We start from the raw sequence: 12,927 nt of genomic DNA, 5'->3' as shown, positions 1-12,927 counted from the left end.
GCGTCCTGGAGGATTCGAACCTCCGACCGCCTGGTTCGTAGCCAGGTACTCTATCCAGCTGAGCTAAGGACGCGCAGATCTTCTTGCTAAGAAGTTGTGAAGTAAATCACATTCATTTCTTACGAAACAAAAAAAAGGCCATCGGGCCAGTCAATGAATGGCGGTGAAGGAGGGATTCGAACCCTCGATACGGGATAAACCGTATACTCCCTTAGCAGGGGAGCGCCTTCAGCCTCTCGGCCACCTCACCGTTTTCATTGTTATATCTCAAAAGAGATATGGCGCGTCCTGGAGGATTCGAACCTCCGACCGCCTGGTTCGTAGCCAGGTACTCTATCCAGCTGAGCTAAGGACGCACTTTTTGTTGATAAATCAACGTTGCAAGAATGGCGGTGAAGGAGGGATTCGAACCCTCGATACGGGATAAACCGTATACTCCCTTAGCAGGGGAGCGCCTTCAGCCTCTCGGCCACCTCACCGTCTTGCGGAGGCACATATTACGTTTTACCGAAAATATGTCAAACACTTTCTTTGAAAAAATCTACGAAACTGGCTTAACCGTTGCTGATTTAATCAAAGTGACTATTAAACGAACTTTATCACTCTATTATGATGAAAAAAAGAGAGTCTTCTCTGAAAAAAAGACATTTATTTTCAAATAACTTTCTGAAGTTCGAATCAACATTATTGATGAATTCACAGCCATACTCAACACAATAGTTTCTGCAAATTTTCAAAAACAGTAAAAACTAAAAAGGCCAACCCTTCGGTTAGCCTTTTTCATTCAAACTAAGCTCTGTAAACAGGAGCGACTTAGTAGTTACCTGAAGCAACGTTGCCATTGCCTTTTTCAGCTTGAATGCGCATGTAGATTTCTTCACGGTGAACTGAAACCTCTTTCGGAGCGTTAACGCCGATACGCACTTGGTTACCTTTAACACCTAGTACAGTTACAGTCACTTCATCACCAATCATCAGTGTTTCGCCTACGCGGCGAGTCAAAATTAGCATTCTTTGCTCCTTGAGTAATCTCTAAATTTTCTTGCTACAAAGCTATTATCCAACAAAAGTTATATTTTCGTAAACTACCTTGTTAGCGAAAATCAGCCTAAAAAGGCATGTTTTTGTTGAATGTTTAATGCTTCACTAGACGTAATGTAAGCATCATGCAGAATGTTTGCTGCTGTATCCACACATTCGGGTGCTAAAACTAGCATCATAGTGAGTGCATTCGTTGCGCTGAAATTGATCTCAATATCTCGCTTTGCCAACAAATCGCATGCGTGCTCTACCATTCCATTGGCCTCAAGCCCCACTGCGGTCAACAGGCTTACCACTTCACTATTACGGATTTTGTCGCTGAACACCAGATCGAACTTGGCACATGCATCTTGTTTTATCATGATACCTGCCCGTTCTGTTTCCTCGATCACATTCCAAATGTCGATACCCAACATCTGACATTGTTTTGTAGCACTAGATAAATGTTCTTTATCGACTTCGATTATGGCAAGGTCACGTTGAATGGCTATACCAGAGACGGCTTGATTGCCTAACTCCCCCTTTACCAGACTGCCTTCATTAACATCAAATGTCGAAAGCACGCGCAGTGGCACATTATTCTTCCATGCAAATTGCACTGAAGGTAAATGTAATACTTTCGCGCCTCGGCTTGCCATCGCTTCCATGGAAGGAAAATCGATAACCGCCAATTTTCGCGCGTTTTTCACTACACGTGGGTCACAAGTATAAATACCATCAACGTCGGTAAAGATTTGACACTCATCCGCGCGCAATGCGCCTGCCAGTGCCACTGCGCTCGTATCTGAGCCACCTCGACCTAATGTGGTGATATCCCCGTTCTCATTCACACCTTGAAAGCCTGCAACAATCACTATTTGGTCTTGCTCCAGCAATCCCAGAATTGTCTTAGTATCAATGTGTTTAATCGTTGCGTCATTGTGTTGATTATCCGTCACAATATTCGCCTGTGCTCCGGTAAGCGAGCGTGCAGCATGACCCAATTTATTGAGTGTCATTGCTAACAGTGCCATTGACACTTGCTCACCAGCAGAGAGCAAAACATCAAGTTCTCGAGCTGTAGGCACGCTATCTATCTGTTTAGCGAGGTCCATCAGTCTGTTTGTTTCGCCTGACATTGCAGACACGACAACAACAACTTGATTGCCATCATTTTTCGCCTTAATGATGTGTTCAGCAACTTGGTGGATTCTTTCAATTGAACCCACAGAGGTTCCGCCAAACTTTTGCACGATAAGGGGCTTTTTCACCAGTCTTCACCTTCCCAAGACCGAAGTCTCTTTAGAACTGCTTACATCGTCAGTATTTCCTTTTAGAAAAATTATATAAGCAGTAGTTACAACAAAAACCAAATAGCCTAAATGACTCGGTTAACTTTTAGTCAATTAAACCACTTGGCTGCTAAAAAAAATTACGCTCAATCAAAGAAACTTGATTGAGCGTAATTTTAGTAGTTAAAAGCTTATAAGCGCTCTTCTAACCAAGGCTGAACTGTTTTAATTGCCTCTGGTAGTGCGGCTACATCAGTACCACCAGCTTGAGCCATGTCAGGACGACCACCGCCCTTACCACCGACTTGCTCAGCAATCATCTTAACTAGATCACCAGCTTTTACTTTACCAGTTAGATCTTTAGTCACACCAGCAATCAGGCCAACCTTGTCACCTGTTACGTTAGCAAGCAGTACGACACCAGACCCCATTTGGTTCTTAATGTCATCAACCATAGTACGTAGGTTCTTGCTGTCAGCGCCTTCAAGAGCTGCGACTAGAACTTTTGTACCATTGACTTCAACCGCTTTGCCCATGATGTTAGCGCTTTCTGCTGCCGCCATCTTATCTTTTAGCTTCTGCACTTCTTTCTCTAGCGCTTTTGCTTTCTGTGCAGATTCTGCCAGTTTCTCTTCGTACTTCGCGTTTTGAGCTTCAATCGCGTCTAATGCAGCCTCGCCTGTTACCGCCTCAATACGTCGAATACCTGCAGCAATGCCGCTTTCTGAAGTAATTTTGAATAGGCCAATATCACCTGTGCTTGATGCGTGAATACCACCGCAAAGCTCTGTCGAGAAGTCACCCATAGACAGTACGCGTACTTCGTCATCGTACTTCTCACCAAACAGTGCCATTGCGCCTTTCTTCTTAGCAGACTCAATGTCCATCACGTTGGTTTCAATCGTGTGGTTGCGACGAATTTGCGCGTTAACTAGACGCTCAACTTCTTTCAGTTCTGCTGCAGTTACGGCTTCTAGGTGTGAGAAGTCGAAACGTAGGTTGTCTGCCTTCACCAATGAGCCTTTCTGCGTTACGTGCTCACCTAAAACTTGGCGTAGTGCTGCGTGTAGCAAGTGCGTTGCTGAGTGGTTTAGAGAGATAGCTGCGCGGCGCTCTGCGTCAACGATAGTTGCTACTTCATCACCTTTCGCTAGAACGCCTTCTGCCATTACACCGTGGTGCGCGATTGCGTTACCTAGTTTTTGAGTGTCCTCAACGCGGAATACACCAGACTCAGTACGGATTTCACCAGCGTCACCACACTGACCGCCTGACTCTGCGTAGAATGGTGTTTCACCAAGTACGATGATTGCTTTGTCGCCCGCAGATAGAGAATCTACTTCGTTGCCTTCAACGAACATCGCTGCTACAGAACTAGAGCCTTTAGTACCTGTGTAACCACAGAATTCTGTTTGCGTATCAACTTTGATTGCTGCGTTGTAGTCAGTACCAAAATTACCCGCTTCACGCGCACGTTGACGCTGCTCTTCCATCGCTTTCTCAAAACCTTCTTCGTCGATTGCGAACTCACGCTCACGTGCAACGTCGTTAGTTAAGTCAGCTGGGAAGCCGTAAGTGTCGTAAAGTTTAAATACGGTTTCGCCGTCCAGTACTTTACCGTCTAGGTTATCTAATGCTTCGTTTAGAATCGCCATACCGCGCTCAAGTGTACGACCAAAGTTTTCTTCTTCGATACGCAGTACTTTTTCAACCACAGCTTGTTGACGCTTCAGCTCTTCACCAGCCGTACCCATGATGTCTGCCAGTACGCCAACCAACTTGTGGAAGAATGCACCTTGTGCGCCCAGCTTGTTACCGTGACGAACTGCGCGACGGATGATACGGCGTAATACGTAACCACGACCTTCGTTTGAAGGCATAACGCCATCTACGATCAGGAATGAACATGAACGGATGTGGTCAGCGATAACGCGTAGTGATTGGTTTGATAGGTCTTCGTAACCGATCACTTCTGCTGCTGCTTTGATAAGAGCTTGGAATACATCAATTTCGTAGTTTGAGTGAACGCCCTGCATGATTGCAGAGATACGCTCGATACCCATACCAGTATCTACCGATGGTTTTGGTAGCGGTTCCATAGTGCCGTCTGCGTGACGGTTGAACTGCATGAATACGTTGTTCCAGATCTCGATGAAACGGTCACCATCTTCTTCAGGCGTGCCAGGACGGCCACCCCAGATGTGCTCACCGTGATCGTAGAAGATTTCAGTACATGGACCACAAGGGCCAGTGTCGCCCATTTGCCAGAAGTTATCAGACTCGTACGGCTTGCCGCCTTCTTTGTCACCAATGCGAACAATACGATCAGCGGGCACGCCAACTTTCTTGTTCCAGATGTCAAACGCTTCGTCATCGGTTTCGTAAACAGTTACCAATAAACGATCCGCTGGCAGTTTAAGAACTTCAGTTAAGAATTCCCAAGCAAAGGAGATCGCATCTTCTTTGAAGTAATCGCCAAAGCTGAAGTTGCCTAACATTTCAAAGAATGTGTGGTGACGAGCAGTAAAGCCAACATTTTCTAGGTCGTTATGTTTACCACCAGCACGTACGCAACGCTGAGCCGTAGTCGCTCGAGTGTAGACTCGTTTTTCTAAGCCTAAGAAACAATCTTTAAATTGGTTCATACCTGCGTTTGTGAACAGCAGGGTTGGGTCGTTATGTGGAACTAACGATGAACTTTCTACGATTTGGTGTCCTTTGCTCTCAAAGAACTTGAGGAACGCGTTACGAACCTCATCAGTGCTCATGTACATGCAGCTCTTCCTGAAAATAGTCGAGTTAGAATTTTGCCGTATTGTAGATCATGCAAACAGCTGAGACTAGTTTTCTTGAGGAAAAGAGGGAGTAGGAGAAAAAATTTGAAGCAAAACAAAAATCAGTGCGGACGACTGACCGTTAATCTTCATCCTCAAAGCTCAGCGCGTAGCTGATTTGGTCAAAACTGTAGCCGCGATACTGCAGAAAACGAACTTGTTTTGCGTACTCTTTTTGGTCTTTGGCTTTAATACCTTTGAATTTCTTTTCTGCCGCCTGTTTAGCCAGTTCAAACCAATCTTGCGGCTCTTCAGCCATAGCTTGCTCAATCACCGATTCCGCAACACGCTTCTGGTTTAACTCTTGACGAATTCGACGCTCTCCATGTCCTTTGTATACATGCTGTCTAATTTGACTCTTCGCGTAACGTAAATCATCTAAATAGTTATGGTCTAGGCAAAAATTAATTGCGATGTCGATGTCTGATTCTTCATAGCCCTTCATCGATAATTTTTGGTAAAGCTCATACTGACCATGATCGCGACGGCTAAGCAATTGTATAGCAGCCTCTTTGCTCGATAATGTTGGCGCCTGGCGTTTTTGGTACATGATGATCCTAAAAGTATTTTTGCTGTACAGGCTCTCAATGGCCTTTGTGATAATTCGATTTTTGATTTCAATAGATACAACAAAGCCCCGCATTGCAGGGCTTTGTCATTTATTAATCTATGAGAGATTAAAACTCTTCAGCTTGCTCTGGCGCTTCACCAGCTTCAGGCGCTTCCGCAAGTGCTGGCGCTAGCAACATTTCACGCAGTTTTGTATCGATAGTTTTAGCCACTTCAGGGTGCTCACGCAGGTAGTTACATGCATTCGCTTTACCTTGACCAATCTTATCGCCATTGTAGCTATACCAAGCACCGGCTTTTTCAACTAACTTGTGCTTCACACCTAGATCGACAAGTTCACCTTCGCGGTTAAAGCCTTGGCCGTACATGATTTGTGTGTTTGCTTCTTTAAATGGTGCTGCAATCTTATTCTTAACAACTTTGATGCGCGTTTCGTTACCTACGACTTCGTCACCTTCTTTGATTGCACCAGTACGACGGATATCTAGACGAACAGAAGCGTAGAACTTAAGTGCGTTACCACCTGTTGTTGTTTCTGGGTTACCAAACATCACACCAATCTTCATACGGATTTGGTTGATGAAGATACACATACAGTTAGACTGCTTTAGGTTACCCGTTAGCTTACGCATTGCTTGAGAAAGCATACGTGCTTGCAGACCCATGTGGCTATCGCCCATTTCGCCTTCGATTTCTGCTTTCGGTGTTAGTGCTGCAACAGAGTCGACAACCATAACATCGATAGCACCAGAACGTGCAAGTGCGTCACAGATCTCTAGAGCTTGCTCACCTGTGTCTGGCTGAGAAACTAGCAATGCATCGATATCAACGCCAAGTTTCTTCGCGTATACAGGATCTAGAGCATGCTCTGCATCGATAAACGCACACGTTTTGCCTTCACGTTGCGCAGCAGCAATAAGCTCAAGCGTTAATGTTGTTTTACCTGAAGATTCTGGGCCGTAGATTTCTACGATACGACCCATTGGTAGACCACCAGCACCCAAAGCGATATCAAGAGAAAGAGAACCCGTTGAGATGGTTTCTACGTCCATTGCGCGGTTATCACCAAGGCGCATGATAGAGCCTTTACCGAATTGCTTTTCAATTTGACCTAGCGCAGCGGCGAGCGCTTTCTGTTTGTTCTCGTCCATTACTTTCTCCGATTTATTCATCTTCTTTGGGCGACGAATAGTAATTCATTTTTCTTAAGCAGAAGAACTGCTCAGCAATGAAAGTTATTATACTGTTGATTCATACAGTGTCCATACCTGTATGAAAAAAATTTGGCTGACCTAAAGTCATGATTTGCTCTAGCCCTTATCAATGCTGGGCTAAAACAAGTTAAGAAATTCTAGAGCAGATGTTGATACAATTGAGTCAGCGCGTGCTCGACCGCTTTTTTGCGAACTTCTGCACGGTCACCAGAGAAATGCATGGTTTCGACTTGCTGCCAACTTTGGTTATCAGCAAAAGCAAAGCAGACCATGCCGACTGGTTTCTCTTCACTGCCACCACCCGGCCCTGCAATACCACTGATGGACACACCGATGGTGGCATTGGAGTTTTTAATTGCACCCTGCACCATTTCAATCACAACTGGCTCACTCACTGCACCATGCGCTTCTAACGTTGAAGCTTGCACACCAAGCATCTCCATTTTCGCTTCATTACTGTAGGTGACGAACGCACGGTCAAGCCAAGCTGAACTACCAGCAATGTCAGTAATGGCGGTTGCAACACCACCACCTGTGCATGATTCTGCGGTTGTTAAAACATGCCCGTGTTTAGCCAATAATGTGCCTAAATCGGCACTCAATTTTGTTGTTTTTTCCATAGCCAAAATGCCCTTTGTCTCTTTTTACTTGATAGGGATTCACGTATCCTAAGCCGCTACGGAAATAAACAAAAGAACTTACCTGTGAAAGCTGAACAAAAACACACTCCGATGATGCAGCAATACCTCAAGCTAAAAGCTGAGAACCCAGAGATTTTGCTGTTCTACCGCATGGGCGATTTCTACGAACTCTTTTACGATGATGCCAAGCGAGCTTCTCAGCTTCTTGATATTTCATTGACCAAACGTGGTGCGTCTGCAGGTGAACCTATCCCAATGGCGGGTGTGCCATTTCACGCCGTAGAGGGCTACCTGGCAAAACTTGTTCAGCTTGGTGAGTCTGTGGCGATCTGTGAACAGATTGGCGATCCGGCCACCAGCAAGGGACCGGTAGAACGTAAAGTTGTGCGTATCGTGACACCAGGTACTGTGACGGATGAAGCGCTGCTTTCTGAGCGTGTCGATAACTTAATCGCAGCAATTTACCATCACAACGGTAAGTTCGGTTATGCGACGCTGGATGTCACCTCTGGTCGCTTCCAACTGACAGAACCAGAAACTGAAGAAGCGATGACAGCCGAGCTTCAACGCACTGCACCACGTGAGCTACTGTTCCCAGAAGATTTTGAACCTGTACATTTAATGGCGGGCCGCAATGGTAACCGTCGTCGCCCAGTCTGGGAGTTTGAGCTTGATACGGCTAAGCAACAACTCAATCAACAATTTGGCACAAAAGATCTGGTTGGTTTTGGTGTAGAACATGCGTCCTTAGGGTTATGTGCTGCTGGTTGTTTGATCCAGTACGTAAAAGATACTCAACGTACGGCTTTACCTCATATTCGCTCTTTAACGTTTGATCATCAGGATCAATCCGTCATCCTTGATGCTGCTACCCGACGTAATCTGGAAATTACTCAAAATCTAGCAGGCGGAACCGATAACACGCTCGCTGCAGTACTCGACCATTGTGCAACTCCGATGGGCAGCCGAATGCTGAAGCGTTGGTTGCATCAGCCTATGCGTTGCATTGAAACGTTAAACAATCGCCTTGATGCGATTGGTGAGATTAAAGAACAAGCTCTGTTTGCCGATCTTCAACCAACGTTAAAGCAAATTGGTGATATTGAACGTATCTTAGCGCGCCTTGCATTACGCTCTGCTCGCCCCCGCGATATGGCTAGACTTCGCAATGCCATGCAACAGCTACCAGAGCTAGAATCTGTCACCGCTTCTTTGACCCATCCGTACCTAACGAAATTGGCGAAGTATGCAGCTCCGATTGACGAAGTATGTGACCTGTTAGAGCGCGCGATTAAAGAAAATCCGCCGGTTGTTATTCGTGATGGTGGCGTCATCGCTGAAGGCTACAATGCGGAGCTCGATGAATGGCGAAAATTGGCAGACGGTGCAACAGAATATCTTGAGCAGCTTGAGCGAGATGAGCGTGAACGACACGGTATCGATACGCTTAAAGTAGGCTATAACAACGTTCATGGCTTCTTTATCCAAGTGAGCCGTGGCCAGAGCCATTTGGTTCCACCGCATTATGTACGTCGCCAAACACTCAAAAACGCTGAACGCTACATCATCCCAGAGCTTAAGGAACACGAAGACAAAGTACTTAACTCGAAATCTAAAGCGTTAGCACTTGAGAAACAGTTGTGGGAAGAACTGTTTGATCTATTGATGCCAAACCTTGAGAAGCTGCAAAACCTAGCTTCTGCTCTGTCTCAACTGGATGTATTACAAAACCTAGCAGAGCGTGCAGATTCGTTAGATTACTGCCGCCCAACGCTTGTGAAAGACGCAGGAATTCACATTCAAGCTGGTCGTCATCCAGTCGTAGAACAAGTAACAACAGAGCCGTTCATCGCGAACCCAATTGAGCTTAACCCAGCCCGTAAGATGTTGATCATCACCGGTCCAAACATGGGTGGTAAATCAACCTACATGCGTCAAACTGCGCTGATTGCATTGATGGCACATATCGGCTCTTATGTACCGGCAGAATCCGCACAGATTGGTTCTTTAGATCGTATATTTACTCGTATTGGTGCGTCAGATGATCTTGCATCTGGCCGCTCGACCTTCATGGTAGAAATGACCGAAACAGCCAATATTCTTCACAACGCAACTAAGAACAGTTTGGTGCTAATGGATGAAATCGGACGCGGTACTAGTACTTACGACGGTCTCTCTTTAGCTTGGGCAAGTGCGGAATGGCTCGCAACACAAATTGGTGCGATGACCCTATTTGCAACTCACTACTTCGAATTAACAGAGTTACCGAACCAACTGCCAAGCTTAGCGAACGTTCACTTGGATGCCGTAGAACATGGAGACAGCATTGCCTTTATGCACGCAGTTCAAGAAGGTGCGGCAAGTAAGTCTTACGGCTTGGCTGTTGCGGGCTTAGCTGGCGTACCAAAAACGGTCATCAAAAATGCGCGTAACAAGCTATCTCAGCTAGAGCAACTGGGGCAAAACAGTGACACACCGCGTCCAAGTGCAGTAGATGTGGCCAACCAGTTGAGCCTGATTCCAGAGCCTAGCGAGGTCGAACAAGCTCTGTCAGGTATTGATCCTGACGACTTAACGCCACGCCAAGCTCTTGAAGAGCTGTATCGCTTGAAGAAGATGCTGTAAACAGACTCACACCGACGAGCAAAAAAGAAAAAAGGCTATGGGGAACCATAGCCTTTTGTGTATCTAGTGAAATACGGATTACTTAATCGTCTTCTACGTTAAACAAGTTTTCCATATTCAAACCTTGTTTGATTAGGACTTCACGAAGACGACGTAAACCTTCCACTTGTATTTGACGTACTCGCTCACGTGTCAGACCAATCTCTCGACCAACTTCTTCCAGCGTCGAAGGCTCGTAGCCTAGTAGGCCGAAGCGACGTGCAAGCACTTCTTTCTGTTTCGGATTCAACTCTTCTAACCAATGAATCAACGATGATTTGATGTCGTCATCTTGAGTCGAAACTTCTGGATCAGAGTTGTTTGCATCAGGAATAATATCCAGCAGCGCTTTCTCACCGTCACCACCGATTGGCGTGTCGACAGAGCTAATACGCTCATTAAGGCGTAACATTTTGCTTACGTCTTCGACTGGAATATCTAATTGAGCAGCAATTTCTTCTGCGGTCGGTTCGTGATCGAGCTTTTGAGAAAGTTCACGCGCAGTACGCAGATAAATGTTCAGCTCTTTCACTACGTGGATAGGTAGACGGATCGTGCGAGTTTGGTTCATCAACGCTCGCTCTATCGTTTGTCGGATCCACCATGTTGCGTAAGTAGAGAAACGGAAACCACGTTCTGGGTCGAATTTTTCGACCGCTCGGATCAAGCCGAGGTTACCTTCTTCAATCAGATCGAGTAGTGCTAGACCACGGTTACTGTATCGACGAGAAATCTTAACAACCAAACGTAGGTTACTTTCGATCATACGTTTGCGTGCCGCTTCGTCGCCACGTAGGGCGCGTCTTGCGTAAAGCACTTCTTCTTCGGCAGTAAGTAAAGGTGAGAAGCCAATTTCGCCCAAATACAACTGAGTTGCATCTAAGCTTTTACTGCTCGCGTCAAATTCTTCACGCGCAGTCGCTTTGCTTTCTGTGGATGATGATCTTTCGAGTTCGTTATCAATGGTCTTCACTGACGCATTGTCAAATGCAAACTCTTCAACTTTGGTTACTGTGTTGCTGATACTCATAACGCCTCCCCCTGGCGAGTTAGCAAGACATGACAACTCAATATGTCGCTAAATGATGTCGCAAGTTGTTTTTCAAAGTTTTAAGGCAAATAGCGTTTTGGATTCACTGATTTACCTTGATAGCGAATTTCAAAGTGTAGTTTGACCGACTTTGCACCTGAACTACCCATGGTGGCGATTTTTTGTCCGCTTTTCACGCTTTGTCCTTCTGTGACCAGCAGTTTGTCATTATGTGCGTATGCGCTTAAATAATTGTCGTTATGCTTTACTATAATTAAGTTGCCATAACCTCGTAGCGCATTGCCTGAATAAACGACTGTGCCGGCTGCGGTTGAAACGATAGGTTGACCACGCTGTCCTGCGATGTCGATACCTTTATTTCCCTGTTCTCCCGCCGAAAAGTTCTTGATTACTCTCCCTTTTGTTGGCCACAACCACTTTGAGACTTTATCACTCTTTGCTGTGGTAGTTGGCGCTTTTTGCTTCACTTTTTGGTTATCTTTTGAACCAACATACTCCTTTGTTTTCGATTGTTCAACCTTCTTTGGAGGCTGTTTTTGTACGACTTTAGGCTTAGTCTCTGTAGGTTTTTGACTAGAGTTTTTACTCGAAGGTTTAGGTTTAGAGGCTGTTGATGTTTTCGTCACTGGAGCTGGGGGTGTCGTAACAACAGGAGCCACAACGGGTTCAACTTTTTGACCATATTTAGGGGCGACATATTTCGGAGCCCAAAGTTTTAGCCTCTGTCCTGGGTAGATAGTGTAAGGCTGAGTTAACTCATTGTAACGAACAAGATCATTTACATCTTTATCTGTGACATAAGCTATGAAGTAAAGCGTATCGCCTTTTTTTACCTCATAATAACTCCCTCTGTAACTCCCTCTTTCAAGGCTTGAATAGTCTTTTTTTAGACTAGAGACAGGTGCAGGGGAATGCGCTGCACAACCAACTAGTCCTGCAGCAAACACAAAGCTAATACCAATATGACGTAGTAACTTATTCACCTATCCCTAACCCTTAAGCTAAATCACCCGCAACCAGAGGTACGAACCGAACCATTTCTACAACGGTAGAGAGATATTCGTCTCCCTTACGCTCTATTTTTAATAACTGTTGCTCCGTATCTCCAACAGGAATGACCATTTTGCCGCCATCTCTTAATTGTGAGAGAAGAGCTTGGGGAATCACTTCAGCGGCAGCGGTAACAATGATAGCATCGAAAGGACCTCTCGCTTCCCAGCCCTGCCACCCATCAGCATGCTTAGTTGAAACATTGTAAATATCCAATTGCTTCAGGCGACGCTTTGCTTCCCATTGCAACGATTTAATTCGCTCAACGGAGTATACATGATCAACAATTTGCGCCAGTACCGCGGTTTGATAACCCGATCCCGTTCCGATTTCCAGAACACGACTCGCCGGCTCTAGCTCAAGCAACTCGGTCATACGAGCAACGATATAAGGCTGAGAAATAGTTTGTCCCTGACCAATTGGTAACGCATTGTTATCATAGGCTTGGTGCATCATCGCTTGAGAAACAAAGCTTTCTCGTGGCAAGCGTTGGATAGCATCCAGAACTCTTTGGTCTTTGATGCCACTGGAGATAAGAAACGCTATCAACCTGTCAGCATGTGGGTTACTCATTACTTCTCTTCCTTTAAC

At 45.5% G+C, this 12,927-nt stretch carries 10 protein-coding genes and 4 tRNA genes; 1 reads left to right on the top strand and 13 read right to left on the bottom strand.

What is annotated here, in order from left to right:
* The 10 genes from R8N46_RS18335 to pncC form a co-directional block, all read right to left on the bottom strand.
* Positions 1 to 73 (bottom strand) — tRNA-Arg (locus R8N46_RS18335).
* Positions 74 to 158: 85 nt separating this feature from the next.
* Positions 159 to 250, bottom strand: a tRNA-Ser gene (locus R8N46_RS18330).
* A 29-nt stretch (positions 251 to 279) separates the two neighbouring features.
* Positions 280 to 356, bottom strand: a tRNA-Arg gene (locus R8N46_RS18325).
* 31 nt (positions 357 to 387) lie between these two features.
* Positions 388 to 479, bottom strand: a tRNA-Ser gene (locus R8N46_RS18320).
* A 334-nt stretch (positions 480 to 813) separates the two neighbouring features.
* Complete coding sequence (csrA, locus tag R8N46_RS18315; protein WP_004415691.1) at positions 814 to 1,011, bottom strand: carbon storage regulator CsrA; 198 nt, start codon at positions 1,009 to 1,011, stop codon at positions 814 to 816.
* 92 nt (positions 1,012 to 1,103) lie between these two features.
* Positions 1,104 to 2,291: an aspartate kinase gene (locus R8N46_RS18310; RefSeq protein ID WP_005383803.1), complete on the bottom strand. Its 1,188-nt coding sequence runs from the start codon at positions 2,289 to 2,291 to the stop codon at positions 1,104 to 1,106.
* Between the two features lie 212 nt (positions 2,292 to 2,503).
* Positions 2,504 to 5,086 (bottom strand): alanine--tRNA ligase, encoded by a 2,583-nt coding sequence (gene alaS / locus R8N46_RS18305; protein ID WP_318098468.1) that lies wholly within the window; start codon positions 5,084 to 5,086, stop codon positions 2,504 to 2,506.
* A gap of 142 nt (positions 5,087 to 5,228) precedes the next feature.
* The gene (recX, locus tag R8N46_RS18300) at positions 5,229 to 5,696 is read right to left on the bottom strand and encodes a recombination regulator RecX (RefSeq protein WP_017633543.1); all 468 of its coding nucleotides are present in this window, start codon (positions 5,694 to 5,696) and stop codon (positions 5,229 to 5,231) included.
* A 127-nt stretch (positions 5,697 to 5,823) separates the two neighbouring features.
* Positions 5,824 to 6,867, bottom strand: a complete 1,044-nt coding sequence (recA, locus tag R8N46_RS18295) for a recombinase RecA (protein WP_005380874.1) — start codon at positions 6,865 to 6,867, stop codon at positions 5,824 to 5,826.
* A gap of 200 nt (positions 6,868 to 7,067) precedes the next feature.
* A complete protein-coding gene (gene pncC, locus R8N46_RS18290; RefSeq protein ID WP_065274846.1) occupies positions 7,068 to 7,550 on the bottom strand; it encodes a nicotinamide-nucleotide amidase in 483 nt (160 codons plus the stop codon).
* Positions 7,551 to 7,634: 84 nt separating this feature from the next.
* On the opposite strand from pncC, the gene mutS reads away from it, so the two are divergent.
* Entirely contained in the window at positions 7,635 to 10,196 is a 2,562-nt protein-coding gene (mutS, locus tag R8N46_RS18285) for a DNA mismatch repair protein MutS (protein ID WP_065274847.1), read from the top strand.
* An 82-nt stretch (positions 10,197 to 10,278) separates the two neighbouring features.
* Here the strand turns inward: mutS and rpoS are convergent, their stop codons facing one another.
* The 3 genes from rpoS to R8N46_RS18270 all read right to left on the bottom strand — a co-directional run bounded on the left by rpoS (position 10,279) and on the right by R8N46_RS18270 (position 12,909).
* Complete coding sequence (gene rpoS / locus R8N46_RS18280; RefSeq protein WP_005380887.1) at positions 10,279 to 11,265, bottom strand: RNA polymerase sigma factor RpoS; 987 nt, start codon at positions 11,263 to 11,265, stop codon at positions 10,279 to 10,281.
* A gap of 80 nt (positions 11,266 to 11,345) precedes the next feature.
* A complete protein-coding gene (locus tag R8N46_RS18275) occupies positions 11,346 to 12,269 on the bottom strand; it encodes a peptidoglycan DD-metalloendopeptidase family protein (protein ID WP_017633546.1) in 924 nt (307 codons plus the stop codon).
* Positions 12,270 to 12,282: 13 nt separating this feature from the next.
* Positions 12,283 to 12,909, bottom strand: coding sequence for a protein-L-isoaspartate(D-aspartate) O-methyltransferase (locus tag R8N46_RS18270; RefSeq protein ID WP_005380892.1), 627 nt, complete (start codon positions 12,907 to 12,909; stop codon positions 12,283 to 12,285).
* Positions 12,910 to 12,927: the final 18 nt, after the last annotated feature.

Origin of the sequence: Vibrio sp. 1874 (genome assembly GCF_033344395.1) — a bacterium.
Taxonomy (GTDB): domain Bacteria; phylum Pseudomonadota; class Gammaproteobacteria; order Enterobacterales; family Vibrionaceae; genus Vibrio; species Vibrio alginolyticus.
The sequence above is the reverse complement of the archived record's forward strand: the minus strand, read 5'-3'. Positions and strand labels throughout refer to the sequence as shown.